This is a genomic window from Neoalteromonas arenosi (assembly GCF_030362855.1).
In the GTDB taxonomy this organism is placed as follows: domain Bacteria; phylum Pseudomonadota; class Gammaproteobacteria; order Enterobacterales; family Alteromonadaceae; genus Alteromonas_E; species Alteromonas_E arenosi.
The window spans coordinates 131,109-156,356 of record NZ_JAUCBP010000002.1; the positions used below are offsets into that span (position 1 = coordinate 131,109).

The window sequence follows — 25,248 nt, forward strand, 5'->3', positions numbered from 1 at the left end:
TACGAGTAGTGATTTATTCTCGATATCGGCATTTTCAGTATTGACATCTAGACGTCTATACGTCACATTGAGCGCATGAAAACAATTATTAGCACTACCGGCATGATGACAACCACCTTTTTCAGGGCGGTCGTTGGCTAGTGCATAATGCCAAATCAACGAAAGCCCGCTTCCAAAGAGCGGGTTTTTTTTTGGCATAAGAGAAATTTGGGAGACTCTGTCATGAAAGTTATGAAATTTGGCGGCTCGTCGCTTGCAGATGCTGAACGTTATCTGGGGGTCGCCGAAATCAGCCAACAAGCACACCAATCCGGCGGTGCAGCGGTTGTACTATCGGCCCCTAAAGGCGTGACAAACGCATTGTCATTGTTGTGCGATGAAGCTGCTGCCAATAAAGATTTCGGTGAACTGTTTGCCAAACTTGAAATGACATTACACAGCATTGCCACTGAGTTACATCAAGTCCATGAAAACTTTGCAGTCGAGCAGGTAAAAGCCTTCATTGACCAACGGTTAAGCGGTTTGGCTGCTCAGCTTGAAGGCGTAAGGTTACTCAAAATGGCGCCGCCGGCTGTCACAGCAGGAATTCTCAGTACCGGTGAATACGTCAGTGTGACGATTTTCAGCCATTTGCTAAGCGCATTAGGGATCCAAAATCGCATCTTAGACCCGGTAGAATACGTGCTGGCTGAGGGCGATTATCTCGATAGCATAGCGGACTTACAAGCGAGTAAGTCACGCTTTACCAACGTGCCAACCGATGGCAGTGAATGCTTAATAATGCCGGGATTTGTTGCCGCAAATAACGAGGGTGAGAAAGTCACGTTGGGTCGCAACGGCTCTGATTACTCAGCGGCCATATTAGCCGCGTGTATAGATGCCCAGTGCTGCGAAATTTGGACTGACGTTGACGGTGTTTATAATGCCGACCCGAATCAAGTTGAAGGCGCAGTATTACTCGACAAGCTAACCTATCAAGAAGCGATGGAGTTAAGCTATTTTGGCGCCAAGGTTCTGCACCCCAAGACCATTGGGCCAATCGCCCAGTTCCATATTCCGTGTTGGATTAAAAATACGCTAAATCCCGCTGCTCAGGGGACGTTGATCAGTGCCGAAGCCAGCACTGTTTGGACTAGCGTGAAAGGCATATCACAACTGGATGATATGGCCATGTTCAACGTTGCAGGACCCGGTATGAAAGGCATGGTTGGTATGGCCAGCCGTGTGTTCGAAGTGTTAGCACATGCCAACATTTCAATTTGCTTGATCACTCAGTCTTCAAGTGAGTACAGCATCAGTTTCTGTATTCACGAAAAAGATGCAGACCGTGCTTTAGAAGTTTTACAAGAGGCGTTTGCATTAGAATTATCGAATCAATTACTCGACCCAATTGAAGTGCGTAAGGGACTTGCCATTGTAACCCTAGTCGGTGATGGAATGCGTCATCAAAAAGGCCTTGCAGCCAAGTTCTTCAGTGCGCTTGCACAAGCGCGTGTCAATAACGTAGCCATTGCACAGGGCTCTTCTGAGCGCTCTATCTCTACTGTGATAGAAGGCCGAAAGGGTAAAAAGGCGGTCAAAGTGATCCACCAGAATTTTTTCTCAAACTCACACACTATTGATGTGTTTCTGATTGGTTGTGGAACCGTAGGTTCAGCACTGTTAAAGCAAATTGAAAAGCAGCAACCTTTATTACTCGACCGCAATGTTCGGTTGAACGTGTTTGGCATTGCCAACAGCCGTCAATTGTTACTCGAAAATGGCGGGATTACGCTTTCTACTGATTGGCAATCACGCTTAAAGGCCGCCACTGAAGCTTTTTCAGTGGCTAAATTGAAGTCCTTTGTCAGTGAGAACTCTTTGGTTAATCCGGTGATTGTCGACTGTACTAGCAGTGAATCTATCGCCGACATGTATCACGAATTTCTCGAACAGGGTTTCCACGTCGTTACGCCGAACAAAAAGGCCAACACAAAAGCATTAGACTATTATCATTCGCTGCACAAAACGGCGCTTGATACTAGCCGGCAGTATCTTTACGAGACCACTGTTGGTGCTGGCTTGCCGGTCATTGACAACTTACAAAAATTGCTCAGCGCTGGTGATAGTTTAGAGCGATTTGAAGGCATTTTATCAGGTTCATTGTCATACGTATTTGGTGAGCTAGAAGCTGGGCGAACACTGTCTGAAGCAACCAAAATAGCACGAGAGAAGGGTTATACTGAACCGGACCCACGCGATGATCTCAGTGGTATGGACGTTGCCCGAAAACTGTTAATTATGGCGCGCGAAGCAAACATGTCATTGGAGCTCAGCGATATTCAGATTGATCCGGTTTTACCCAAAGATTTTGATGCATCTGGCAGCGTAGATGAATTCCTAACAAATTTAGAGAAACTTGACGCTAGATTCGCCGAAAAAGTTAAAAATGTAGAGAAAAATGGTGAAGTTCTTCGATATGTTGGTCAGATAGTCGATGGTCAGTGCAAAGTGAGTATCGAATCTGTACCGCTTTCCCACCCTTTGGCAGCGGTCAAAGATGGTGAAAATGCGTTGGCAATCCACAGTGCGTATTACAATCCGATTCCTTATGTTATAAGAGGGTATGGTGCAGGCGCTACGGTCACTGCCGCAGGCGTTTTTGCCGATGTACTTAGAACAATGCCATGGAAACAAGATGTCTAAAATGCCTTTGCGCACTACTACTGCCTTTGCGCCAGCTTCAATAGGAAACCTTAGTTTAGGGTTTGACGTTTTAGGTGCGGCGTTACGTCCGATTGATGGGCACCCCTTAGGTGATTCGGTACAAATAGCGGGTGCTGAACACACCACGTTGACCGTCAGTGGTCGATTTGCCGATAGGCTCCCCGGCGAGCCTCGCGATAATATAGTACTGCAGTGCTACGACTATTTTGTCGAGCAGTTAGCAAAACGAGGAATTGGCGCACACGCGGTTGCTATTCACTTAGAAAAGTGCTTGCCGATCGGCAGTGGTCTGGGCAGCAGTGCAGCTTCTATCGTGGCTGCTTTGCACGCATTTAACGCCTTCTATCAAGCGCCTTTTAACCAAGATCAACTGTTACATATGATGGGTGAGTTGGAGGGGCGTATTAGTGGCAGCGTACATTATGACAATGTCGCGCCAGCCTATTTAGGGGGTATCACCCTAATGACCGGTGATGATCAACAACCGGCAACTATTCTGCCCGCAATACAGCACTGGTATTGGGTGGTGTGTTATTCCGGGTTGAGTGTATCAACGTCGGCAGCGCGCAAAATCTTACCCTCGCAATACAGTCGCGAAGACTTGTTGACCTTTGGTCGACAGCTGGGCGTTTTTGTTGATGCGTTGTATCGTGGCGATGCGTTGAGTGCTGGGCGCGTGATGCACGATGTGGTCGCCGAGCCATGGCGCAAAAGCTTACTCCCCGGTTTTGACGACGCACGCGAGCAGTGCTTGGCATTGAACGGTAAAGCCTTTGGTATTTCAGGCTCTGGGCCCACGGTGTTTTGTGTGGCTGAGGATCTTGACGATGCGCGCAATATACAAGAATACTTAGATAAACAATATGTCCAGAATGACGACGGTTTCAGTCATATCTGTACAATCCCTGATGTTGGGGCAACAGCAGAATACAGCGAGTAAGAGTAGTGGATTTAGTTAACTTAAAAGTTGCGCAGCAACGCGTCGATTTTCCTACAGCCGTAAAGACTGGGTTGGGCCAGCAACAAGGCTTGTTTTTTCCCGAGCAATTTACGCCTCTGGATAATATAGATGCCCTGTTAGACTTACCTTTAGTTGAACGTAGCACAGCAATTCTAAAGCACCTTATCGGTAGCGATTTAGCTGATGCGACGATTGAACAGATTGTCGCTACTGCATTTAACTTTCCTGCAAAAGTAGAAAGTATCAGTAATGAAGTTCATTGTTTAGAGCTCTTTCACGGTCCAACCTTGGCGTTTAAAGATTTTGGTGGCCGCTTTATGGCGCAGTGTTTAGCCAACATCAGCGATGGTGAGAAAATAACCATTCTAACTGCTACTTCGGGTGATACCGGAGCCGCAGTGGCTCATGCTTTTCATGGGTTGGATAACATCAATGTTGTGATCTTATTTCCGAAAGGCAAAATCAGTCCTTTACAGGAAAAGCTATTTACAACCTTAGGTGACAATATTCACACCGTGGCGATTGAAAGTGACTTTGACGCCTGCCAAGCATTAGTCAAACAGGCATTTGACGATCCCGAAGTTCGCGACGGTTTGCACTTAAATTCTGCAAATTCAATCAATATCAGTCGCTTATTGGCACAAGTTTGCTACTACTTCGAAGCTGTTTCACAGTTGCCAAAAGAGGCGCGAGGTAAGCTTGTGGTTTCGGTGCCAAGCGGTAATTTTGGTAATTTAACTGCGGGTATCATTGCTAAAGTATTGGGATTACCGATTAAGCGTTTTATTGCTGCAACAAACGTGAACGACACTGTGCCGCGCTATTTGCGCACCGGCAAGTGGCAACCAAAACCCACTCAAGCAACCTTGTCAAATGCGATGGATGTGAGCCAGCCGAACAACTGGCCACGCATAGAGGCCATGCTTGAACGCGGTGAGATCAAGCCTGCCGAAATCAAGGGTGAGATGATTGATGAGGAGTATACTCAGCTGGCGATGAAGCAATTAGCCAAGCAAGGTTATATCAGTGAGCCTCATGCTGCCGTAGCATACAGAGCGCTGACTCAGCACCTTGAAGAAGGAGAGGTGGGTTTATTCTTGGGTACAGCCCATCCTGCTAAGTTTCGTGAATCGGTAGAAAATGTCTTAGGTCAGCCGATCAACTTACCCGGCCCATTGGCTGATGTAGCCGGTAAAGAGAGTTTGGCACTGGACGTGGATAACGATTATGAGGCTCTCAAGGCCCACATGTTTAAGGTTTTAGGTGCTTGATGACCACCTGGACGGATGTGCTTGGTAGCGAAAAGCAGCAGCCGTATTTTGTCGAGTTAATGAACGAAGTGGCGCGCCGCCGTGCCGCGGGTGTCACTATTTATCCGCCTAAAGATGCGGTGTTTAATGCCTTTGCGACAACGCCGTTTGAAGACATTAAGGTTGTGATTATCGGTCAGGATCCCTATCACGGGCCACTGCAGGCGCATGGCTTGAGCTTTTCTGTTCCCGACGGGGTAAAACCGCCGCCTTCGTTAGCGAATATCTACAAAGAGCTCGATCGCGACTATTCTGACTTTACCATCCCCAAACACGGAAATTTAACTGCCTGGGCGGAGCAGGGGGTATTACTGCTTAATACGGTGTTAACCGTTGAAGCAGGCAATGCTCATTCGCATGCGAAGTTAGGTTGGGAGCAGTTCACCGATGCGGTTATCGCTACCATTAATCAACACAAAGAGCAGGTGGTGTTCATGTTGTGGGGCGGGCACGCACAGAAAAAGGCTCGTCAAGTAGACGCAGCGCGTCATTGCGTGTTGACCGCGCCACACCCTTCGCCACTGTCTGCACATCGCGGCTTTATCGGTTGTGGACACTTTTCCAAGGCCAATAACTATCTATTGGAGACTAATCGCAGTCCCATCAATTGGCAGGTTTAAAAACCTTAGTACCTAGATCAGAAACGGCCGCATATGTGCGGCCGTTATCATTTAATTGATTGCTGAATCCAGGTCAAAATCCATGTCGAATTCGGCGAGTTCTTTTTCTAGTCTGAAACGGTCTTGAATCGCTTCGATTTCTCTCCATTTGCGTTTTTTGTTTCGTTGTTTGCTCGTTTTAGTTTCACTATCTGCCATCGCGAATACATCTTTTTTATTCACGGCGATCTCCTTATAGTTATTTTGCGCACACTACGATTACCGGAGTAGTAATATCGAAAAATACGGCTCCGACGACTCATTAATATCACAACGTGGCTAAATATAAAACTGAAATGTTAATTTATGGTTAACATTTGATGGCTTTTATTTGACGAACAGTAAAGTGACTAAGTGTCTGGTTTAGGGGACGAACTGAGTTGTTATCTATGAACTCTAATTTTAGCCTAGTTTATAGTGGTAAATTAAACAGAGGGTATTGTGCGGTCTCTTTTAATCGGTCTTATCTGTATTGGCACAATAGGTTGTGGCAGTGGCGCGCCTCAGGACACTTCGTCGCCGTCAGAAGTGACCCTCCCCGCGCCTAGTGAGCCAGTGCCAGAAGATGCTCAAATACAAGTCTTGTTCATTGGCAATAGCCATAGCGCATCCAATAACTTGTCTGGAATGGTCAAATATCTGATTAACCAAAACGTTTCAGGAAAAAAAGCGCTTACAGAACGCGTTCAACGCTATGGCTTTTTGATTGACCATGCCGTTTCAGAATCCACTCTAGCGCACTTGGAATCGCGAGACTGGACACATGTGGTGTTGCAAGCGCAAAAATATTCACAAAGCTTTCAAGTTGATTACCCGATAACTGGCGCACTGAGCTTGATTGCGAAAATTGAACAAACTAACGGTCAGGCAATTATGTTTCCAGAGTGGGCACAGCGTAACAGGCCAAGTGAAACAGAATATATCCATAATATCCATGTCAATATTGCTACTCAGACGAATGCCTGTATTGCGCCAATAGGGTATGCATGGGAGCGCGCGTTAGAAATTAGGCCTGACGTTCGTTTACATGCCGCTGACGGCAACCATGCTTCATTGTTGGGAAGTTTCTTAACCGCTCTCGTGCTTTTCGAAACAATTACAGGCGAGCCTGCGGACCTTATTTCACCGTCACAGGAATTTGCTATTGATGCCGAAACGCAGTTGTTTTTAGCGCAAATGGCGACGTACGCTCACGCCCATCATCCAGCATGTGACTATTAAACATCATCCCGGCGTAAGACGGGACCTCATTACTACTTTTGCGCTGCTCTAAACGCTTCGATTTGTGCCGCTGTAGACGCGTCAAACTGGTTTAACTCGCGTTTGCCCAAAATGCCGTCTAACACTTGGTTGCCCAGCACTTTACCTAATTCCACCCCCCATTGGTCAAATGAATTAAGGCCCCAAATCGCACCTTGCACAAACACTTTATGTTCATACAATGCGACTAAAGCTCCTAATGTAAATGGATCTAATTTAAGGCAGGTAATGGTATTGCTTGGTTTGTTGCCCGGCATGGTTTTGTGCGCGGCAATACGGGCTTTCTCTTGATCATCCATTTCTTTGCCTTCCAAATCACTTAGGCACTCGGCGTAACTTTTGCCCTGCATCAGCGCTTGGGTTTGGCCAAAGCAGTTAGAGGCCAGCATCGCGTGATGGGTGGCAGCGTCTTCACTGTCACCGTCATACACCGTGAGTGGTAAAATAAAGTCTGCTGGGATCAAGGTATTACTTTGATGGATTAATTGATGGAAAGAATGCTGACCGTTAGTGCCTTCACTACCCCAAATAATTGGCCCAGTAGCGCAATTCACTGAATTGCCTTGTTGAGCAACCTGTTTGCCGTTACTTTCCATATCAAGCTGTTGTACATAGGCCGGGAAACCGCGTAAATAATGGTAATATGGCAATAGTACATGGCTTTGAGCACCTTGGAAGTTGCGGTACCAAACACCCAACAATGCTAAAATTACCGGCATGTTTTGCTGCATTGGAGCAGTTTTAAAATGCTCATCCATGGCGTACGCGCCTTTTAGCAACTGCTCAAAATTGTCGTAACCAATACACAGTGCAATCGGCAACCCGATTGCTGACCATAGGCTGTAGCGGCCACCGACCCAGTCCCACATGGGAAAAATATTGTCAGGATCAATCCCAAACTCAACTGCTTTAGGTACATTCGAAGAGACACAGGCAAAATGCTTCGCGATGTCCTTTTGGCTGCCACCTTGTTCGATAAACCAAGCTTTAGCCGTTAGGGTATTTTGCAATGTCTCTTGGGTCGTGAATGATTTAGATGACATTAAGACTAGGGTTTCTGTGTGGTCAAGACCACCGAGGACATCACGGATATGGCAGCCGTCTACGTTAGCCACGAAATGCACTTTACACGCATCGGTGTGCAACGGCTTGAGGGCTTCGCTCATGATTTTAGGGCCCAAGAAAGAGCCACCGATACCGATAGCGACCACGTGTTTGATGGCTTTACCCGTATAGCCTTTGTGTTCACCCGAATGAATGGCTTGAGTAAATGCGGCCATTTTCGCCAATGTTGCTGCTACTTCAGGTGCGACATCCTCGCCATCCAGCATTATGGGGTCACCTGAAAAGTTACGCAGTGCGGTGTGCAATGCGGCGCGCCCTTCAGTTGAATTGATTTTCTCACCCGCAAACATCGCATCTCGTTGAGCCTCGACGTTTGCGTAGCTGGCTAGTTCAAACAAAGCATCTAACACACTCGTATTGATTCGATTTTTCGAGTAATCGAGGTTTAAACCGCAGGCACTCAACGCATAATCAGATGCTCGGCTTGGCTCGGCAACAAACCAATCGCGCATGTGTTGCCCATCTAATTCTGCGGCTAAATGATTCAGCGTTTGCCAAGGTGTTGATGCCGTAATGTTTGTCATGCTGTGTCCTTAGAGTGAGAATGTAATTCTTAGAATTGCGCTAACAAGAGTTTTTCAAGTTTAACTTGGTCGGCAGCAAAGTTGCGAATACCTTCAGCAAGTTTTTCCGTTGCCATCGCATCTTCATTGTGCGCCCATCTAAAATCTGCTTCTGTTAGCGGTGCTGGTGCCGGTTGTGTATCTGTGGTTGGAGTAAGTTTCTGCACAACGTCACCCGCAGTATTGGCTAGTTCTTCAAGTAGTTGTGGACTAATCGTCAAGCGATCGCACCCCGCTAACTCGGTAATTTCATCAGTGTTACGGAAACTCGCGCCCATAACCACAGTATTGTAGCCGTGTTGCTTGTAGTAGTTGTAAATCTTAGTCACTGAAACAACGCCGGGATCTTCTGCTGGCGCGTAGCTTTCTTTGCCAGTTTGCTTTTTGTACCAGTCTAAAATACGACCGACAAATGGCGAGATGAGGAATACCCCAGCTTCTGCACAGGCACGCGCTTGGGCAAAGCTAAACAGCAAGGTTAGGTTGCAGTTAATACCTTGTTGCTCAAGGTATTCTGCCGCTTTTATGCCTTCCCATGTCGAGGCAATTTTAATCAGAATACGCGATTTATCGACGCCAGCGTCGCGGTATAGGTCAATTAATTTCTGCGCTTTGGCAATTGTCGCTTGCGTATCAAACGACAAGCGAGCGTCTACTTCGGTTGAAATACGGCCGGGAATGATCTCTTGAATTTGTTTACCGATTAATACCGCGAGTTTATCGCCAGCATTTTCGACCTGCTGTTGCTCACTGCCACCTAATGCCTTTGCATAATCGATAGCTTCAGTGATCAGCTGTGCATACTGCGGAAGCTCAGCAGCTTTAAGTAGTAACGACGGATTAGTGGTAGCATCAACCGGTTGATATTTGCGAATGGCGTCAATATCGCCAGTATCGGCTACAACGGTTGTCATTGAACGTAAAGAAGACAGTTGATTGCTCATGTTTTTATCCATAAATTTCGATGCCTATAGAGTACAAGTGTGGGCTTTTGAGTGCTAGTGAAACTGCAAATTTTGTAAGCTAAGTAATAAGTTTTCGTAATAACTTGGTTTTTTCGATCTCGCCGCAATCTTAGACGTACAATATTGCGATTATAGAAGTTAGGAGCAGTTATGTTAGTCGTGCTATCACCGGCCAAGAATCTTGATGTCGAGCCGGTAAGCTTGTCGTTACCAGCGACTCAACCAGAACTAATGTCAGAAACCAGAGAATTGGTCGACACGTGTAAGCAGCTATCGCCTGCTAATCTAGCATCGCTGATGCGCATTAGTGATAAGCTTGCGCTTCTAAACGCCGAGCGTTTTAACAGTTTTGAGTTTCCCTTCACCGTAGAAAATGCCAAGCCGGCAGTGCTTACATTCAATGGTGACGTATACACCGGACTAGATGCTGGTAGTTTGAGCGAAGATGATCTTGCTTTTGCCCAACAGCATGTGCGAATTTTATCGGGGCTGTATGGGGTATTGCGACCGCTTGACCTGATGCAAGCCTACCGCTTAGAAATGGGCACTAAGCTAGACAACCCGAAAGGTAAAAACCTGTATGAGTTTTGGGGTGATAAAGTCACTGAGCAACTCAACGCTGAGCAACAACCGGTATTGATTAATCTCGCGTCGAATGAGTATTTTAAGGTTGTCAGTAAAAAGACACTGAACGCGCGTGTAATAACTCCTGTGTTTAAAGATACTAAAAACGGTAAGCTCAAAGTGATTAGCTTTTTTGCCAAAAAAGCACGCGGCTTGATGGCGCGATACATCATTGAAAATCGCGTAACTGACGCAGAGCAGCTGAAGCAATTTAACGCTGCAGGTTACACCTTTGATGCGACCTTAAGTTCGGATAAAGAATTAGTCTTCACTCGTCCTGAACAGTAATCATTGTAACTACCTTGAGATCCCAGCTGATGCTGTCTATACCTGAAGTAGTTCAACTACGGGAATACGCATATGGAGCTGGGGCAATTTTCAGTCAGTCTAACGGTTAAAGATATGAGCAAAGCCAAAGCGTTCTATGAAGCTTTAGGTTTTGCTGCCATTGAAGGGTGTGGATCAATTAAGGACAATTGGTTGATATTGCAAAATGGCACGACCGTTATCGGTATTTTTAAAGATATGTTCGACAAGAACATACTTACATTTAACCCTGCCGATGCGCGCGGTATTGAGCGCGCAATGCAAGCACAAGGCTACACTCCAGTGAAAGCGACAGAAGGTGAGTCAGGTCCTTGCCATTGTGTATTTCTCGACCCTGATGGCAACCAAGTGATGTTCGACCAACACTAGCGGTTAGTCGACATAAAGTTTCTGTGAAAAGGTTAGCGTACGCTTGGTATTGCCTTGTTGGATATCGATATTGAAAGTGTAATTTTCCATATCGCGATAGGACAGAACTGCCAGGTAATATACTGCATCTCCTTCTACAACTCGCTTAAACTGAAGCTGCTTGGTGGTACCAATAAGGTTTCGCGCAGAGCCAGATACAGCAGGTTTGAGTGCTGCCTTGGTATCACTGTCCAATACCGAAATATTGACCAACGCGTTAAAACGACTGCGGACAATACCGTTGGCCTTGGCAACTTCAGGCGTTAAAAACGTAGTGCTGACAACCATGTAATGAACGTCCCAATCGCCCAGCGTTTGCTTTTGTTCAGCGAAAACAGAGGGAGTGATTAACAGCCCGCTAAGAAATACTGCTAGAAGAGTTCGCCAACGCATAATCATTCTCCACATGCTGATTAGAAACCGCCAAACACATCGCCCAGCAGAATTCGAATAAACTGAATTGCAATAATCGCAATAAGTACTGAAAGGTCTAAACCTCCCATCGGTGGTATGACGCTACGAATGGGACGCAAAAACGGCTCAGTTAATTGCATCGTGACGTATTCAATCGGGTTTGAACCTTGACTTACCCAACTGAGAATAGCGCGCAGAATAAGGATCCAAAATACCAGTGATAATCCCTCGCGCAAAACGTCTATCGGGGCATTGATCAGTATGCCTATTGGGTTCCAGTTTAAATTGAAAACTAGTGATACAACCAACAGCTTGACAAAAGACACTGCGATCGCCAACAGCAGAGTCGCCGTATCTAAACGACCGATGCTTGGAATAACACGGCGCAGTGGACCAACGATAGGCTGCGTCGCTTTGACGACAACTTGACTTAAAGGGTTGTAGAAATCAGCACGAACCCATTGCAACCACAAGCGCAATAACACCACCATAAGGTAGAGATTAAAAAGGGTCGTAATTAAAAAGTAGGTGGCATTCATAAATAGCTCTTCAGTTAAAACTCGTTCGACATTTGTTCAGCGCGCTGAACCGCAGCTTGCATTGCTTTACTGACCAGTGCAGGTAGCTCTCCTGCAGTAAAAGTAGCTAACGCTTGCGCTGTTGTGCCACCTTTTGACGTCACATTCTCGCGCAGCGTTGACAGTTCGGTGTCTGGATTTGCAACTACCATGTGCGCCGCGCCGAGCATTGCTTGTTGCACAAGTAGCCGCGCATCTTCGTGACTGAAGCCCATGTTTTCGGCTTCACTTTGCATCGCTTCTAAAAACAGGAAGAAGTACGCCGGTGCACTGCCGGCAGCGGCAATTACACCATCGATTTTAGTTTCTTCACGCACCCACAAAATCTCGCCAACGGCAGCCATCAATTCGCCACAGGCGTTTTGGTCTTCTGCACTCACGTTGTCAGTGGCGATAAGGCCTGTCATGCCTTTACCCACAGAGCTAGGGGTATTTGGCATTGCTCTTACCCAGCGTTTAGCTGCAGGTAACATTGTGCCTAAACGTGCGAGCTTGATGCCCGCCGCAATTGACATAAATACTTTACTGTCATCGACGAGCGTGTCGTCTAACTGCGCTAAAACATCAGCCATTATTTGTGGCTTAACCGCTAATACAATTATGTCGGAAAAGGCTAGAACCGCGTCGTTGTCTGTGGTGATATTGACCCCTAGCTCTTCTTGTAACGCCATTAGTTTATCAATAGAGCGATTACTGACTACAATATCAGCGGCGGAGTATCCAGATTCGACCAAGCCTGAAATAATACTGCGGGCCATATTCCCAGCGCCTATAAAGCCGACTTTTTTGCCTTGCATAATTTTCCTTTCACGTTTTATTTATTTGCGTGCACCAAAAATAGCGGTACCGATGCGAACCATCGTTGAGCCATTCTCAATGGCTAACGTCATGTCGTTCGACATACCGATAGATAATGTATCTATGGTTGAATAGCGTGCTTTCAAGTCAGTGAAGATGCTTTGCATCGCCGCCAAGGCATTTTTTTGTGCCTCTTTATCAGCATCTGCACGAGGAATTGCCATTATGCCCCGCAAACAAAGATTTGGCAGGGTAGCTATGTGTGCTGCTAGTGTATCAATCTCCGCGACGGCGACACCTGACTTACTTGCTTCGTCATCAATGTTGATTTGAATACATACTTGTAAGGGCGGTAAATTTACGGGTCGCTGATCATTTAAGCGCTGGGCTATTTTGGCGCGGTCAACGCTTTGCATCCAATCAAAGTGCTCGGCAACTAAACGGGTTTTATTTGACTGCAAAGGCCCGATGAAATGCCACTCAATATCTCTAAGTGATTGCATCTTTTTAATTTTTTCGACACCCTCTTGCACATAGTTTTCACCAAATAATCGTTGTCCTGCCGCATACGCAAGTTCCAAATCGGATACCGGTTTAGTTTTACTTACGGCTAGTAATTTGACCGAATTTGCAGGACGATGCGCATTCTTTGTTGCTTGCGCTATCAAGTTTTGGGTGTATAGCAACCTATCTGCTATTGTTTGCATAGCGTGTTATTTTTGATCGGAGACACAAGCCTTGGATATTACCGAACTTTTAGCCTTTAGTGTAAAAAACAACGCATCAGACCTGCACTTGACCGCAGGACTACCTCCGATAATTCGCGTGGACGGCGAGATGCGTCGCCTGAATGTGCCGGCGCTGGAGCACAAAGAAGTTCATGCGCTGATCTATGAAATCATGAATGACATGCAGCGCAAAGAATACGAAGAGAATCTAGAAACAGACTTCTCATTCGAAGTAAAAGACTTGTCGCGTTTCCGGGTTAATGCCTTCGTCCAAAATCGTGGTGCCGCTGCCGTACTGAGAACCATTCCATCGAAAGTGCTGACGCTTGATGACTTAGGTGCACCGCCGATTTTTAAAGAGATTATTAATCAGCCAACGGGTATTGTTTTGGTTACTGGCGCTACCGGCTCGGGCAAAAGTACTACGCTTGCAGCTATGGTCGATCACATTAATACCCACAAGCGCGAACACATTTTGACGATTGAAGATCCAATTGAATTCGTGCATGACAATAAATTGTGTGTAGTCAACCAACGGGAAGTACATCGCGATACACACAGCTTTTCCAACGCGTTGCGCAGTGCTCTGCGGGAAGACCCCGATGTTATTTTGGTTGGCGAATTACGGGACTTAGAAACCATTCGACTCGCGATTTCAGCCGCTGAAACCGGTCACTTAGTCTTTGGTACGTTGCACACCAACTCAGCACCGAAGACGATTGACCGGATCATTGACGTTTTTCCCGCCGAAGAGAAGGCTATGGTACGGTCTATGCTCTCAGAATCTTTACGCGCTGTAATTTCACAAACATTGTTGAAAAAAGTAGGCGGCGGACGAATCGCCGCACATGAAATTATGGTCGGCATACCCGCGATCAGAAACTTGATCCGCGAAGACAAAGTACCGCAAATGTATTCGGTTATTCAAACAGGTCAGGCACATGGTATGCAGACTATGGATCAGTGTTTACAGAAATTGGTTGGCATGGGGGTTATTTCGCCACAAGACGCGGCCGCGAAGTCAATTGATAAGCAACCAAAACCGGGGTTCTAGATCACTATGTTTATGCTCGACTCTTATTTGGAACAGATGGTATCGAATTCCGCATCGGATGTGTTTATTACGGTCGATTATCCCGTTAGCGCCAAGATCAATGGCCAATTAACGCCACTTGATGATCAGCGGTTATCAGCCGAAGACGCATTGGATTTAGTCCATCAAGCAATGACACCCGCGCAGCAACAAGAGTTTGCTGACAACAAAGAGTGTAATTTCGCAATCGCGCGCGAGGGCATTGGCCGCTTCCGTTGCAGTGCTTTCTGGCAACGCGATTTGGCGGGGATGGTCATCCGTCGGATCGTTACGCAAATTCCTCAGGCCGATGACTTGGGACTACCGCCGGTGCTTAAAGACATTATCATGTCGAAGCGCGGCTTGGTGTTGTTTGTGGGGGGGACAGGGACCGGTAAGTCTACATCACTAGCAGCGCTTATTGGCCATCGTAATGCTAATTCGAAGGGGCACATTCTTACTATTGAAGACCCAATCGAATTTGTTCACGAACATCAAAATTGCGTCGTTACTCAACGCGAAGTGGGCATTGATACAATGTCGTTTGATGACGCATTAAAGTCGTCGTTGCGACAAGCGCCCGATGTGATATTGATCGGTGAAATCCGGTCTATGGAAACGATGGAATACGCCATGTCGTTTGCTGATACTGGCCATTTGTGTGTTGCCACATTGCACGCCAATAATGCTAACCAGGCGATTGAGCGGATCATGCATTTAGCACCCAAAGACATGCACGACAAGTTGCGCTTTGATTTGAGCTTAAATATTCGAGCAATCGTTGCCCAGCAGTTAGTGCCGACGATAGACGGCAAAGGGCGCGTAGCAGCGATAGAGATACTGTTAAACTCTCCGCTAGTTACAGACCTTATTCAGCGCAATGAAATTGGTAGCCTCAAAGAGGCCATGAAAAAAGGCAAGGAAATGGGGATGCAGAGTTTTGATATGGCGCTGTATGACCATTACAAGGCAGGTAAAATCAGTCTCGATCAAGCTCTGCATCACGCTGATTCGCCTAATGATTTGCGTTTGATGATTAAGCTGGATACCAATGAAGGTTCGACCTTGGGTTCGTTGTCTAACGTCTCGATTGATATGGACTAAACGGGTGCTAATTTACAGCGATTTTGAGCGTTTTCGCGTTTACCAGATTAAACAGCTACTCGATGATCACGGCATTCCGTGTTATGTCAAAAATGAATTTGCAAGTGGCGCCGTTGGTGAACTTGCGCCACAAGATGTGCAGCCTGAAATATGGCTGCAAGACGCGCAGTGGCAGGTTAAAGCAAAACGCGTTATAGACGATTACATAGCGCAAAATCAGGCCAGTCAAAATGCGCAGGATTGGCGGTGTAATAATTGCCAAGAAGAAAATGAAGGCAGTTTTGTTATTTGTTGGAACTGCCAAACCTCGCGGCCCGAAAGTTAGTATTGGTTGTCAAACCAGCTTTGTAAAATTAGGCAGGCGGATACACTGTCTATCTTACCTTTTTCCAACTTTTTATAACCCCCCAGCTCAAACAACTCAGCTTTTGCGTCCACCGTCGATAATCGTTCGTCCCAGAGCTCGACAGGTTTGCGAAAGCGGCCGTGAAGACGGTCACCAAACTTCTTTGCGCGCGCTGAAATTGGCTGCTCTGTGCCATCCATATTAAGGGGCATACCGACTATAATTTTGGTTGGGAGCCACTCCGCATAGAGGTTGGCGATCAATTGCCAGTCTGGGATCCCATCATTTGCCTTTAACGCGGCCAAGGGCGAAGCTGTACGGGTAATAGATTGCCCTACTGCGACACCAATACTCTTCTCGCCAAAATCAAAACACAACAACGTATCAGACATGGTCAAGCATGTCCTGCTGAAGGTGCTAATTGCCAAATATCGACACCAAGTTTATTGACCGCGGCTTGCCATCGTTTGTGGATTGGCGTGTTGAAAATAATATCAGTATCAGCTTCTACTGTTAGCCAGCTGTTTTCTTGAATTTCTTGCTCCAGCTGCCCAGCTTGCCAGCCAGCATACCCCAGCGTTAGCAACGATTGAGAGGGACCGCCTTCAGTGGCAAGGGCAGGCAATATATCTTTCGATGTAGTCACCATTATTTCGGGTGTTAAAGCCAAGCTCGAAGACCAACCACTTTGGCTTGAATGTAATACAAAACCGCGATCTTGCGCGACTGGGCCGCCAGCCAGAACGATTTGCTTGCCGCGCTCTTCGTCGACTACCAACGATTCATCTATTTGCCCCATCAATGCTTTTAAATCCATATTGGTAGGCTGGTTTATCACCAGGCCCATTGCGCCGTCGGCATTGTGCTCGCATATATAGGTCAATGACCGCGAAAAATACGGATCATCTAACGATGGCATCGCAATTAGGAAATGATTTTCAAAGGTTACGGCTTGGGTCATTCCGCTGTTTTCACTCGTTTTTCTATGGCGTCAAAAAGTTTGCCGCAAATATTAATATCGTAAGCTGCCTCTAGTTCCCGCACACAGGTAGGGCTAGTAACATTGATTTCCGTTATCTTGTCACCGATCACATCGAGACCTACAAATAACAGGCCTTTTTCTACCAGAGTCGGTGCGATCGCTTCCGCGAGCATACGATCGCTATCACTGATTGGCTGTGGTCGACCTGTACCACCCGCCGCGAGGTTGCCTCGCGTTTCTCCATCACTGGGTAAGCGAGCTAAGCAATATGGCATCACCTCTCCGTCGACAATTAACACACGTTTATCGCCGTCTTTGATAGCGGGCAAGTAGCGCTGAAACATCGCATACGATTTGCCATTTTGGGTCAAGGTCTCTGCTACTACCCCTAAGTTGTTGCCATCGTCTTTAACGCGAAAAATCGATGTGCCGCCCATGCCGTCTAAAGGCTTACAAATAATATCTCGATGCTCGGCGTGAAATGCTTTGACTTGTTGCTTACTACTCGTCACTAAAGTCGGCGGCGTGTGCTCAGCAAACCATGTAGCGAATAGTTTTTCATTGAAGTCACGCAGACTTTGCGGCTTATTTACTACTAATGTTCCTCGCCGCTCGGCGAGTTCAAACATATGTGTCGCATAGATAAATTCGGCGTCGACCGGGGGATCTTTGCGCATTAACAATACGTCGAAGTCGGCTAATGACCACTGGGTTGGCTTTTCCAGTTCATACCAATGTTCAGGATCTTCCATGACACGAAGTTTGCGCGCCATTGCGCAAGGTTCGCCACTATTAATGAATAATTCTGGCATTTCGATATAGTACAACTCATAGTCGCGTGCTTGTGCCTCAAGCAGCATCGCGAAACTGGTGTCTTTGACTATATTAATATTGGCAATGGGGTCCATTACCATAGCTAACTTGATGGTCATTGTTGGCCTTATTTCGTTTTTATAAGAAGTGGTGACGCACCACTAAAAATCAAGTTCGATGTTTGTTTCATCACCACTTAGTGGTTAGTGTAGTTGATAACCGTGAGAATTGGATGGCGACGCGACCAAACGGGCACTATCAAGGGCTAATTTAAGGGGATACGCAACGTAAAGGTTGTGCCTTTCCCTAACTTAGACTCGCAATCAATTGAACCGCGTAACACATCAACTGCCAGATTGTAACAGATATGCATGCCTAACCCTGTGCCGCCCGTTGCGCGTGCGCTGGTAAAAAAAGGTTTATAGATATTGGCCACCGTATGGTCGGTCATGCCTTTGCCATTATCTCGGTAGACCATGACTAGCTGTTCATTCAAATGTCGGTCGACTTCGATTTTGGCTTTTATCGTGATATGGCCTCTCTCGTGTGGCTCAAACGCGTGCTGTGCTGAATTCATAATCAGGTTGATCAAAATCTGGCTAATCGCGCCTGGATTGCTTTGTATTTCCAAGTCAGTGTTGACGTCTATACAAAAGATGTGTCCAAATCGTTTAAGACGAGGCTTAAGCGAAAGTAACACTTCATCAATATAGCCGCAAAGGTTAATAGGGCGAGGTTCTTGCGAGTGTTGATCAGTCGACAATTGTTTGAAGGTTCTGATGAGGTGACTCGTGCGCGTTAAGTTGCGCTCGATGATCTCACTAGCCTCTCCGCACTCCTGATAAAAAGACGCGAGATCAGAACGCTTGAGATTACGCGAATCAAACAACTCCTTAGACTTCACTTGCATCGCTTTTAAATAGGTTGCCGCAGTAATCGCCACCCCGATTGGGGTATTTATTTCATGCGTCAAACTCGACATCATTGTGCCTAGCGCAGCCATATTTTCCATCTCGAGTAACTGAGAGCGCACTTCGTTACGCTGGTCTAATGCTTTGCTGAGCATTAGGTTAGCTTCAGTGAATTCTTTGGTACGCTCTTCGACTCTGTGTTCAAGCTCCTCTCGTGATAGCTTCAACGCTTCAATATTGCGGCTGCGAGCAATGATGAGACTTAACAGCTCCGCCTCGTAACACAACAATTCGCTATCTTCTTCTGTGGGAGCCGAAGATTCATCCGCAAATGCAGCGAGAGAGCCATAGACTTGATTGTCGGGGCCAATTAGCGGTTGCGACCAACAGGCAACTATGTTGGCATCGCGTGCATGGCTAACAAAACTCTGCCAATTGGGGTGCTCGAAAACGTTATCTACATAGACAGGTTGACGCGTGAATACAGCGGCTCCACAACAACCACTGGTAGCACTAATCGGAAAGTGTTGTAGCGCATTAATAAAGGTTTCTGACAAGCTTGGCGCTACAAGAGGTGAGAGGGTCATATTACCCGGGTCAACTAACATGATTGAAAAGCGCGCACTGGGATGGATAGCCTCTAGACGCTTGACCAAAATTTCCATCACCTCTTTTAAAGAGGCACCACAAATTAACTGGTCAAGTGCATTTGCACGACCTTGTTCAATAACGCTCCTGCTTTTTATTTGTGCTAATCGATCCGTGTCAGCATTGTCAATCAGCTTAAGACGCATTCAAATACTTTGTTATAATCTGATGAAGTTTCTCGCCTACTTTCTCTGCAAACCTTACTCGCTTTATTGACGTCGGTCAAAAACTTGGCGCTTTTTTGCAATCTTATAAATCGCCATGCATGGCTTGTAATGCAGATATTGTCGCCAGAGCTGCTGTTTCGGTACGCAATATACGAGGCCCTAGGGATAAACCCAAATAACCAATCTGTTTAGCACTGTAGACCTCCTGTTCTGTAAGGCCACCTTCGGGCCCAACAAACACGCGTACTTCACTATTGGGTAATGTTAAATTTGCCATGCGTAACTCTTCGCTAGGATCAAATATGATCCGAGTTGCTGATGTTTGTGCTTTAAGCCACTCGGCTGTTGATACGGGGGCGTGTAATGTAGGTAATGTATTGCGCCCGCACTGCTCGCAGGCTGACTGAATAATTTTTTGCCATTGCTCAGATTTTTTTTGCCAACGTTCGGGCGAGAGTTTAACGGCACAACGTTGGGTGATGACTGGCGTGATCTCGCTTACTCCCAACTCTGTGGCCTTTTGCAATACCCAATCCATTCGTTCCCCTTTACTCACAGCTTGGCCCAAATGGATGCGCAAATTGGATTGCACATCAATTGATAACTTAGCGTCAATGTAGGCCTGAGCTTGACGTTTCGAGACAGATGTTAACGTCGCACTGTATTCATTCCCATCGCCGTTAAACAAAACAATTGGCGCTTCGGCGCTTAAGCGTAAAACATTAGCAATGTAGTGCGCGACTTCTTTAGGCAATTCAATCTCGCAATCGGCAGCAAGTGTGATAGCAATATAAAAACGCGGGATACGCATAGTATTAAAGACGATTAATAATTTGCGCAGAAGATATCACATGTGCGTTGACTAACACGAGCGGAAAAAAAAAGGCGCTTGATGCGCCTTCCTGATATTTGTCGTTAACTCAGTCCAACGATACTCGACGGTTCGGTGTTGTCTTGTTGTTGGCTGTTGTTGGTTTTAATGCCGTCTGACTTCAGTCCCGGTTGACGCGCATGCGGTGTGTTACGCCCAGTGTCACGCATAAGCGAGTAAATAAGCAATAAACTAACCGAAGTAAATAAAATAGAGAGTATTAACATTTTCAATTCCTTTAAAAATATTATTTAAGCTGCCAAAACCTGAACTTTAGCTCAGGAAATCGGTGTGAAAGGAATATAGACAATTTTGCCAGAATTGCCAGTCAAAATGCGGTGAAAAGACTAATTATTTTTAACCTGTTGCCGATAGGTAACAGGTTTCTACATCTTAATCCTATAAGTCAAAAAAGTTCAAAAATGCTGGAAAAAGTCAAGTTACAGTTTTGTTTTCTTTTCGGTGCACGCGTTAACTGTTTCGCATCTGCCACTGAATGAATTGACTCCTCTTGGTTTTTCCGTCATTTTGTAACTAGGTCAAAAAATGGTCTAACACACAAGGAAAATAACCATGTACTCCGCAGAAGAAATAGAAAACTTAGTTAATACTTATGTGATCCCATGGGGCATTAATATCGTGATGGCGATATTGATTTATGTCATCGGTAAGATCGTGGTGAAAGTGCTGTTATCACTATTCACAAAGATCATGTCGAAGTCCAAATACGATCAGATGTTAGTCGAGTTCTTAGAATCGATACTTGGTGCAATCTTGATGTTGTTTGTCATCGTTGCATCATTGGATCAACTCGGTGTTGACACAACATCACTGGTTGCTATTTTGGGTGCGGCCGGTCTAGCCATCGGTTTGTCGCTTCAAGGTTCGCTGCAAAATTTTGCTGCAGGCGTAATGCTACTTGTCTTTAAACCTTTTCAACAAGGTAACTTTGTAGAAGCGGGCGGTACTATGGGTGTGGTGCAGTCGATCGGTATTTTCACTACCACGATGACTACACCGGATAACAAAGAAATTATCGTTCCTAATGGCGCTATTTACAGCAACAATATTACCAACTTCTCAGCCAAAGATACGCGTCGAGTCGATATGGTATTTGGTATCGGTTACGGTGATGATCTATTAAAGGCGAAGCAAATTCTCGAAGAAATGGTCAAAGAGGATGAACGCATTTTGGCCGAGCCTGCACCGCAAGTAGCGGTTTCTGAACTCGGTGACAGTAGTGTAAATTTTGTTGTTCGTCCATGGGTCGCAAGTGGCGATTTCTGGGGCGTGAAATTTGACTTCACTGAAGCGGTTAAGTTGCGTTTCGACAAAGAAGGTATTTCGATTCCATTCCCACAAATGGATGTGCATGTACACAAAGAAGACTAGTCTGTCTTTATACTAAAAAAAGCGCCCAAGGGCGCTTTTTTTATTGTTTGCAATCGGGTCTGGAACGACTCGCTTGATAAAGCGGTGTCGCCGCCGGCAGCAATGCGGTCAAATCGTCAATGCGCGTTTGAGGCGCGGGATGAGTCGACAAGAATTCAGGTTGCCGTTGGCCCCCAGCGGCTGCTTCCATATTTTTCCACAATTCAACCGCTTCAGAGGGTTTGAATCCGGCTCTTGCCATCAGTTCCAATCCAATTTCGTCGGCTTCTGATTCATGAGTGCGACTAAATGGCAATTGAACGCCAACCTGCAGTCCCAACCCTATGGCCGCCATGATAGGACCCGAATTGGCCACTTCATTAGCGGCCATTGTTTGTGCAACAACTTGGGAACCTACGTTAATCAGGGTACCCTGTGACATTCGCTCGTTGCCGTGATGGGCAATTACATGGCCCACTTCATGCCCCATCACCGCAGCCAGTTGGTGCTGATTTTCAGCGACTTCTAGAAGACCCGTATAAACGCCAATTTTGCCCCCCGGTAGTGCAAAAGCATTCACTTGTGGATCGTCAAATACTACCACTTCCCATTCGCCATCAAATACCTCTGGGCCGACTTGTGCGGTGATAAAATCGGCAATACATTGCACGTATTGATTCTCTACCGGGCGGTTAGAAATCTTGATTGACTCTTTCATGCCAGCAAAGGCTTGTGCCCCCATTTGCGAGAGCTGATCATCTGAATAAAGCAATATTTGATTGCGACCGGTGGGAGATGTAGCACAACTGCTCACTAGTAGCAGCGTAGCGATTGTCATAGCTATTTTACGCATTTCGAGCCCTTAATTATGCGAATAAACAATACTTCATGAATATTAGCACGCGCTGAACAAACATCGTTAAGGTTATATTCAGTCTTAAACATTCATGCTGTAGATAATAACGCTCAACAGTCTAAGAGTCTTACGAAATGCAAAACAACACTCTTCAGTTAGCCTCCATAATTTCAATTCTGATGTTGTTAAGTGGATGCGCGCACAGTGGTTATTATGCCAGACAAGAAGCCAATCAGTTCGTCACTGAATTTTATGCTTGGGTTGATGACATCGAAACTGTGCGCTTTGATTCAAATGTCGAAGAAAACATGCTGATTGGCGCCACTCATGGTGCAGTTTCCTGGGGCTACTACGATTCACATGATGCCTTGCAGGGAGCAATATGGGGTGGCCTGCTAGCAGGTTTAATTACTGCGGCTATTGAGGGAGACAACGAGGGGTACGAATATCAACTGTCCGCTGTCGATGGTGATTACGTCACCGTATTGACCGATAGTCGTGATGCAGTACTAGGTGATTGTGTGAGAGTGCGAGTAGCTGAACAAGTACGGATATATCCCGTGGCTGCCGAATATTGCGTGTCTGACGTCATGTAATTGTCATAAAAAGTCATTATTTTCTTTCGCCGCAAGACTTAATTTGCTTTAACTGTGGACTTAGTCAGCAGTATTTAGCATGATTACTTTTAACTCTGTTGGTATGGTAAAACAATTAAAAGGAAGGCAGATGGCGGCTCGACAAGTATTTAAATACGGATTACTCGCTTTATTTATCTCGGCAACCCTTACCGGTTGTGGTTTAGATGGTGATGATGGTGCTCAAGGTGAACAAGGTCTGCAAGGACCTCAAGGCGATCCTGGGCAAGATGGTGCACCAGGTCAAGACGGTCAAGATGGTCAAGATGGCCAAAATGGTCAAGACGCGTCAATTGGCATTAGCATGGAAATTGTGGCTCGAGCTAGCTTAGGCGCCAGCGGCTCGGCGGAAATCGTTGATTTCCATACCGCTACCCAAACGATTTATGCAACAAATAGCGCAAACGGCACCATCGCAATTATTGATGCGAGTGGGGTGACGTCTACTGCGTTATCTGACCCAATCAACCTAACGAATTTAGCCGTTGCTACAATCACGCTTCCAACTGAGTTTGAAGGTGTGACACTTGGGGGCGTTAACAGTCTAGCTGTTTCAGGCGATTTAATGGCTGTCGCGGTCGCCGGAGCGACTCAAGCGGATAACGGATACGTACTGTTTTACAACGGTTTAGATGATTCTGCTCCAGCGTTATTGGATGGGGTAGAAGTCGGTAATTTGCCGGACATGGTCAAGTTTACGCCTGACGGCGGTAAAGTTGTTGTTGCCAACGAAGGTGAGCCTAACGGTGATTACAGTAATGACCCTGAAGGGAGTATTTCAGTCATCGATATTTTGGCCAATAATGAGCCAGAAGAGGTGGCGGACCAGGTGACGTTAGAATCACTTAATGGCACTCAGGCTGACCTTGAAGCGCAAGGTATGCACTTTCCTAATCCTACTGGCCGGACAATCAACGGTAATGCTATCACTATTACGGTAGCACAGGATCTGGAGCCAGAAGCAGTCACACTAACGAATGACACGGCCTATGTGACGTTGCAAGAAAACAACGGCGTGTTGGTATTGGATCTCGAAGACCTGTCATTTGAAGTTGTTGGATTAGGCTTTAAAGATTGGGATGGCCTAAATATCGATGCCAATGAAGATGGTGCAGTAAGCTTCGGTCAGTATGAAGGTCTTTACGGTGTGTATATGCCGGATACCATTTCACATTATGAGTGGAAAGGCGCAACATTCCTAGTCACAGCCAATGAAGGTGACGCTCGTGAGTATTTCTTTGACGCGGCCGATGAAGCGGCGTGTCTTGCTGCGGGTGGTTTAGAGTTTGATGCCGATGACGGATGTCTGGCATATACCGATGAAGTCAAAGTTGAAGACTTAACCGCTGAAGCGGGTTCATTGCTTGAATCATTGCAAATGGGTGGCGAAATCAACGGTTTACGCGTTACCAGTGTGTTGGGCGATAGCGATGATGATGGAGAGTACGATGCTGCATACGCATACGGCTCGCGTTCCTTCACCATCTGGGATCAGAATGGTCTAGTAGTGTATGACTCAGGTGATGACTTTGAACGCATTACGGCATCTGTTCACGGTGACCAGTTTAATAATAACGATGACGAAAATGAAAGTGACTCACGTTCGGAAAACAAAGGCCCAGAGCCAGAAGCATTAACAGTTGGCACTATCGGCAATCGCACTTACGCGTTTATCGGTTTAGAGCGTATGGGGGGCATTATGGTTTATGATGTAACTAACCCTTATGACGTGCAGTTTGCCGATTACGTGATTAATCGCGATTTAACTGAAGGCCTTACGCCAGCAGATGTGATTGGTGATTTGGCTCCTGAGAGTTTGGTCTTTGTGTCTAGTGCTGATAGTCCTACGGGGCAGCCATTGCTTATCACAGGTAATGAGGTCAGCGGAACGGTAAGCGTTTGGGAAATTACGCCCAACTAAATCTGTTGTAATTATAAAAAAACGGCGCAGTTAGCGCCGTTTTTTTGTTTCATGACATTAGCTGGCAAGCAATGTATTCTTGACATCATATAGTCGCCGCGAGCGACATTCTGATTTTGAGAGAG

General features: G+C 46.2%; 27 protein-coding genes. 13 read left to right on the forward strand and 14 right to left on the reverse strand.

The window, feature by feature from the left end; translation table 11 throughout:
• Window positions 1–222 precede the first annotated feature (222 nt).
• Genes thrA through ung form a run of 4 tightly spaced genes read left to right on the forward strand, consistent with a single transcriptional unit; the run spans window position 223 to window position 5,597 of the window.
• Complete coding sequence (gene thrA / locus QTP81_RS02560; RefSeq protein WP_289363504.1) at window positions 223–2,685, forward strand: bifunctional aspartate kinase/homoserine dehydrogenase I; 2,463 nt, start codon at window positions 223–225, stop codon at window positions 2,683–2,685.
• A gap of 1 nt (window position 2,686) precedes the next feature.
• Entirely contained in the window at window positions 2,687–3,646 is a 960-nt protein-coding gene (thrB, locus tag QTP81_RS02565) for a homoserine kinase (protein ID WP_289363915.1), read from the forward strand.
• A 5-nt stretch (window positions 3,647–3,651) separates the two neighbouring features.
• Window positions 3,652–4,938, forward strand: coding sequence for a threonine synthase (gene thrC / locus QTP81_RS02570; RefSeq protein WP_289363505.1), 1,287 nt, complete (start codon window positions 3,652–3,654; stop codon window positions 4,936–4,938).
• Window positions 4,938–5,597, forward strand: coding sequence for a uracil-DNA glycosylase (gene ung / locus QTP81_RS02575; protein ID WP_289363506.1), 660 nt, complete (start codon window positions 4,938–4,940; stop codon window positions 5,595–5,597). The genes thrC and ung overlap by 1 nt, the downstream gene beginning before the upstream one ends.
• Before the next feature lie 51 nt (window positions 5,598–5,648).
• Here the strand turns inward: ung and QTP81_RS02580 are convergent, their stop codons facing one another.
• On the reverse strand, window positions 5,649–5,819 hold the full coding sequence (locus QTP81_RS02580) for a DUF3545 family protein (RefSeq protein WP_289363507.1): 171 nt from the start codon (window positions 5,817–5,819) through the stop codon (window positions 5,649–5,651).
• Between the two features lie 258 nt (window positions 5,820–6,077).
• Between QTP81_RS02580 and QTP81_RS02585 the strand changes: the two genes are divergently transcribed.
• Window positions 6,078–6,857 (forward strand): hypothetical protein, encoded by a 780-nt coding sequence (locus tag QTP81_RS02585; RefSeq protein WP_289363508.1) that lies wholly within the window; start codon window positions 6,078–6,080, stop codon window positions 6,855–6,857.
• A gap of 32 nt (window positions 6,858–6,889) precedes the next feature.
• Here QTP81_RS02585 and pgi read toward each other — a convergent pair whose 3' ends face one another.
• Together pgi and tal are read right to left on the reverse strand one after the other, a co-directional pair.
• Window positions 6,890–8,545 carry a glucose-6-phosphate isomerase gene (gene pgi / locus QTP81_RS02590; protein ID WP_289363509.1) on the reverse strand — a complete coding sequence of 552 codons (1,656 nt, stop codon included), beginning with the start codon at window positions 8,543–8,545 and terminating at the stop codon, window positions 6,890–6,892.
• A gap of 29 nt (window positions 8,546–8,574) precedes the next feature.
• Complete coding sequence (gene tal, locus QTP81_RS02595; protein ID WP_289363511.1) at window positions 8,575–9,528, reverse strand: transaldolase; 954 nt, start codon at window positions 9,526–9,528, stop codon at window positions 8,575–8,577.
• A 171-nt stretch (window positions 9,529–9,699) separates the two neighbouring features.
• Here tal and yaaA point away from each other — a divergent pair, with 171 nt between their 5' ends.
• Both yaaA and QTP81_RS02605 read left to right on the forward strand, forming a co-directional pair.
• Window positions 9,700–10,461 (forward strand): peroxide stress protein YaaA, encoded by a 762-nt coding sequence (yaaA, locus tag QTP81_RS02600; protein WP_289363513.1) that lies wholly within the window; start codon window positions 9,700–9,702, stop codon window positions 10,459–10,461.
• A 72-nt stretch (window positions 10,462–10,533) separates the two neighbouring features.
• Window positions 10,534–10,869, forward strand: a complete 336-nt coding sequence (locus QTP81_RS02605) for a VOC family protein (RefSeq protein WP_289363514.1) — start codon at window positions 10,534–10,536, stop codon at window positions 10,867–10,869.
• A gap of 3 nt (window positions 10,870–10,872) precedes the next feature.
• On the opposite strand, the gene QTP81_RS02610 is transcribed toward QTP81_RS02605, so the two are convergent.
• Genes QTP81_RS02610 through QTP81_RS02625 form a run of 4 tightly spaced genes read right to left on the reverse strand, consistent with a single transcriptional unit; the run spans window position 10,873 to window position 13,405 of the window.
• Window positions 10,873–11,301, reverse strand: coding sequence for a DUF4426 domain-containing protein (locus QTP81_RS02610; protein ID WP_289363515.1), 429 nt, complete (start codon window positions 11,299–11,301; stop codon window positions 10,873–10,875).
• A gap of 20 nt (window positions 11,302–11,321) precedes the next feature.
• Complete coding sequence (locus QTP81_RS02615; protein ID WP_289363516.1) at window positions 11,322–11,861, reverse strand: YggT family protein; 540 nt, start codon at window positions 11,859–11,861, stop codon at window positions 11,322–11,324.
• Between the two features lie 14 nt (window positions 11,862–11,875).
• A complete protein-coding gene (gene proC / locus QTP81_RS02620) occupies window positions 11,876–12,697 on the reverse strand; it encodes a pyrroline-5-carboxylate reductase (protein WP_289363517.1) in 822 nt (273 codons plus the stop codon).
• A gap of 21 nt (window positions 12,698–12,718) precedes the next feature.
• Complete coding sequence (locus QTP81_RS02625) at window positions 12,719–13,405, reverse strand: YggS family pyridoxal phosphate-dependent enzyme (RefSeq protein WP_289363518.1); 687 nt, start codon at window positions 13,403–13,405, stop codon at window positions 12,719–12,721.
• A 31-nt stretch (window positions 13,406–13,436) separates the two neighbouring features.
• Here QTP81_RS02625 and QTP81_RS02630 point away from each other — a divergent pair, with 31 nt between their 5' ends.
• The 3 genes from QTP81_RS02630 to QTP81_RS02640 are packed head-to-tail and all read left to right on the forward strand — an operon-like array spanning window position 13,437 to window position 15,927.
• A complete protein-coding gene (locus QTP81_RS02630; protein WP_289363519.1) occupies window positions 13,437–14,480 on the forward strand; it encodes a type IV pilus twitching motility protein PilT in 1,044 nt (347 codons plus the stop codon).
• 12 nt (window positions 14,481–14,492) lie between these two features.
• Entirely contained in the window at window positions 14,493–15,602 is a 1,110-nt protein-coding gene (locus QTP81_RS02635; protein WP_289363916.1) for a PilT/PilU family type 4a pilus ATPase, read from the forward strand.
• A gap of 4 nt (window positions 15,603–15,606) precedes the next feature.
• Entirely contained in the window at window positions 15,607–15,927 is a 321-nt protein-coding gene (locus tag QTP81_RS02640) for a putative signal transducing protein (protein WP_289363521.1), read from the forward strand.
• Here QTP81_RS02640 and ruvX read toward each other — a convergent pair.
• The 6 genes from ruvX to QTP81_RS02670 all read right to left on the reverse strand — a co-directional run bounded on the left by ruvX (window position 15,924) and on the right by QTP81_RS02670 (window position 20,567).
• Window positions 15,924–16,340 carry a Holliday junction resolvase RuvX gene (gene ruvX, locus QTP81_RS02645; protein ID WP_289363522.1) on the reverse strand — a complete coding sequence of 139 codons (417 nt, stop codon included), beginning with the start codon at window positions 16,338–16,340 and terminating at the stop codon, window positions 15,924–15,926. The two genes, QTP81_RS02640 and ruvX, sit on opposite strands and share 4 nt — an antisense overlap.
• Before the next feature lie 2 nt (window positions 16,341–16,342).
• Window positions 16,343–16,909, reverse strand: a complete 567-nt coding sequence (locus QTP81_RS02650; RefSeq protein WP_289363525.1) for a YqgE/AlgH family protein — start codon at window positions 16,907–16,909, stop codon at window positions 16,343–16,345.
• Entirely contained in the window at window positions 16,906–17,862 is a 957-nt protein-coding gene (gene gshB, locus QTP81_RS02655; RefSeq protein ID WP_289363528.1) for a glutathione synthase, read from the reverse strand. Before gshB ends, QTP81_RS02650 begins: the two co-directional genes overlap by 4 nt.
• 146 nt (window positions 17,863–18,008) lie before the next feature.
• Window positions 18,009–19,448, reverse strand: coding sequence for a GAF domain-containing sensor histidine kinase (locus QTP81_RS02660; protein WP_289363529.1), 1,440 nt, complete (start codon window positions 19,446–19,448; stop codon window positions 18,009–18,011).
• A gap of 103 nt (window positions 19,449–19,551) precedes the next feature.
• Window positions 19,552–20,280, reverse strand: coding sequence for a 16S rRNA (uracil(1498)-N(3))-methyltransferase (locus QTP81_RS02665; RefSeq protein WP_289363531.1), 729 nt, complete (start codon window positions 20,278–20,280; stop codon window positions 19,552–19,554).
• A gap of 104 nt (window positions 20,281–20,384) precedes the next feature.
• Window positions 20,385–20,567, reverse strand: a complete 183-nt coding sequence (locus QTP81_RS02670; RefSeq protein ID WP_289363533.1) for a hypothetical protein — start codon at window positions 20,565–20,567, stop codon at window positions 20,385–20,387.
• 346 nt (window positions 20,568–20,913) lie between these two features.
• Between QTP81_RS02670 and QTP81_RS02675 the strand changes: the two genes are divergently transcribed.
• Entirely contained in the window at window positions 20,914–21,732 is an 819-nt protein-coding gene (locus tag QTP81_RS02675) for a mechanosensitive ion channel family protein (RefSeq protein WP_289363535.1), read from the forward strand.
• Window positions 21,733–21,772: 40 nt separating this feature from the next.
• Here QTP81_RS02675 and QTP81_RS02680 read toward each other — a convergent pair whose 3' ends face one another.
• Window positions 21,773–22,564 (reverse strand): M48 family metallopeptidase, encoded by a 792-nt coding sequence (locus QTP81_RS02680; protein ID WP_289363538.1) that lies wholly within the window; start codon window positions 22,562–22,564, stop codon window positions 21,773–21,775.
• A gap of 137 nt (window positions 22,565–22,701) precedes the next feature.
• Here QTP81_RS02680 and QTP81_RS02685 point away from each other — a divergent pair, with 137 nt between their 5' ends.
• Window positions 22,702–23,163, forward strand: coding sequence for a hypothetical protein (locus QTP81_RS02685; protein WP_289363539.1), 462 nt, complete (start codon window positions 22,702–22,704; stop codon window positions 23,161–23,163).
• 130 nt (window positions 23,164–23,293) lie between these two features.
• Entirely contained in the window at window positions 23,294–25,123 is a 1,830-nt protein-coding gene (locus QTP81_RS02690) for a choice-of-anchor I family protein (protein ID WP_289363542.1), read from the forward strand.
• The last annotated feature ends 125 nt before the right edge of the window (window positions 25,124–25,248 follow it).

Bases quoted from the DNA above. Each gene is read 5' to 3' on its own strand.
- gshB (WP_289363528.1), bottom strand. From the start codon at position 17,862: ATGACCATCAAGTTAGCTATGGTAATGGACCCCATTGCCAATATTAAT.
- QTP81_RS02605 (WP_289363514.1), top strand. From the start codon at position 10,534: ATGGAGCTGGGGCAATTTTCAGTCAGTCTAACGGTTAAAGATATGAGC.
- QTP81_RS02635 (WP_289363916.1), top strand. From the start codon at position 14,493: ATGCTCGACTCTTATTTGGAACAGATGGTATCGAATTCCGCATCGGAT.
- ung (WP_289363506.1), top strand. From the start codon at position 4,938: ATGACCACCTGGACGGATGTGCTTGGTAGCGAAAAGCAGCAGCCGTAT.
- thrB (WP_289363915.1), top strand. From the start codon at position 2,687: ATGCCTTTGCGCACTACTACTGCCTTTGCGCCAGCTTCAATAGGAAAC.
- proC (WP_289363517.1), bottom strand. From the start codon at position 12,697: ATGCAAGGCAAAAAAGTCGGCTTTATAGGCGCTGGGAATATGGCCCGC.
- pgi (WP_289363509.1), bottom strand. From the start codon at position 8,545: ATGACAAACATTACGGCATCAACACCTTGGCAAACGCTGAATCATTTA.
- ruvX (WP_289363522.1), bottom strand. From the start codon at position 16,340: ATGTCTGATACGTTGTTGTGTTTTGATTTTGGCGAGAAGAGTATTGGT.
- QTP81_RS02670 (WP_289363533.1), bottom strand. From the start codon at position 20,567: ATGTTAATACTCTCTATTTTATTTACTTCGGTTAGTTTATTGCTTATT.
- QTP81_RS02680 (WP_289363538.1), bottom strand. From the start codon at position 22,564: ATGCGTAAAATAGCTATGACAATCGCTACGCTGCTACTAGTGAGCAGT.
- QTP81_RS02690 (WP_289363542.1), top strand. From the start codon at position 23,294: ATGGCGGCTCGACAAGTATTTAAATACGGATTACTCGCTTTATTTATC.
- tal (WP_289363511.1), bottom strand. From the start codon at position 9,528: ATGAGCAATCAACTGTCTTCTTTACGTTCAATGACAACCGTTGTAGCC.
- QTP81_RS02610 (WP_289363515.1), bottom strand. From the start codon at position 11,301: ATGCGTTGGCGAACTCTTCTAGCAGTATTTCTTAGCGGGCTGTTAATC.
- QTP81_RS02665 (WP_289363531.1), bottom strand. From the start codon at position 20,280: ATGCGTATCCCGCGTTTTTATATTGCTATCACACTTGCTGCCGATTGC.
- QTP81_RS02650 (WP_289363525.1), bottom strand. From the start codon at position 16,909: ATGACCCAAGCCGTAACCTTTGAAAATCATTTCCTAATTGCGATGCCA.
- QTP81_RS02625 (WP_289363518.1), bottom strand. From the start codon at position 13,405: ATGCAAACAATAGCAGATAGGTTGCTATACACCCAAAACTTGATAGCG.
- thrA (WP_289363504.1), top strand. From the start codon at position 223: ATGAAAGTTATGAAATTTGGCGGCTCGTCGCTTGCAGATGCTGAACGT.
- QTP81_RS02660 (WP_289363529.1), bottom strand. From the start codon at position 19,448: ATGCGTCTTAAGCTGATTGACAATGCTGACACGGATCGATTAGCACAA.
- QTP81_RS02615 (WP_289363516.1), bottom strand. From the start codon at position 11,861: ATGAATGCCACCTACTTTTTAATTACGACCCTTTTTAATCTCTACCTT.
- yaaA (WP_289363513.1), top strand. From the start codon at position 9,700: ATGTTAGTCGTGCTATCACCGGCCAAGAATCTTGATGTCGAGCCGGTA.
- QTP81_RS02675 (WP_289363535.1), top strand. From the start codon at position 20,914: ATGTACTCCGCAGAAGAAATAGAAAACTTAGTTAATACTTATGTGATC.
- QTP81_RS02685 (WP_289363539.1), top strand. From the start codon at position 22,702: ATGCAAAACAACACTCTTCAGTTAGCCTCCATAATTTCAATTCTGATG.